The following is a 604-nucleotide window of genomic DNA, read 5'->3' on the forward strand; positions in this document are numbered from 1 at the left end:
TGAATAGTTCTTCTATTGCTTGGGGTGTTTTATAAGCAATGCTGCTATGCTTTCTTTTTCTGTTATACCATGCTTCGATAAATTCAAAGATGGCGATATTGGCAGTTTTATAGTCTAGATATTGAACATGATTTACTTCTTCTTTCTTCAATATAGCGTGGAAAGATTCAATACAGGCGTTATCATAAGGGCATCCTTTTTGGCTAAAGGAGTGTGTTATACCATAAGATTTAATACGATCAGTAAATGCTTGGCTTGTATATTGTGAACCTAGGTCAGTATGTAGAATTAACCCTTCGGGTGGTAATTGAGTTACGTAAGCGTTTTCTAGAGCTTTTATTACGACGTCTGTTGTCATTTCCTCTGAAAAGGAATAGCCGACAATCTTTCGCGAATGTAAATCCATCACCGATGCTAAATAGCACCATCCGTCTTTCACCGTATGCACATAAGTTATATCAGCCACCCACTTTTCATTAATTGATGCAGTTGAAAAATCTCTTTTCAAGATGTTTTCTCGATTTACAACTTTCTCATTTGAACTATATGGACGGAATTTCTTTTTAACAATAGAGTGGATATCAGCTTTTTTCATTAAACGTTG

At 35.4% G+C, this 604-nt stretch carries 1 protein-coding gene; it reads right to left on the reverse strand.

The window, feature by feature from the left end; translation table 11 throughout:
• Positions 1 to 604: IS3 family transposase (locus SLH48_RS22420; protein WP_320259929.1), on the reverse strand; the 604-nt coding region annotated here is incomplete at both ends.

The sequence above is a fragment of the Cytobacillus sp. IB215316 genome (assembly GCF_033963865.1).
GTDB classification, from domain to species: Bacteria; Bacillota; Bacilli; order Bacillales; family SM2101; genus Nanhaiella; species Nanhaiella sioensis.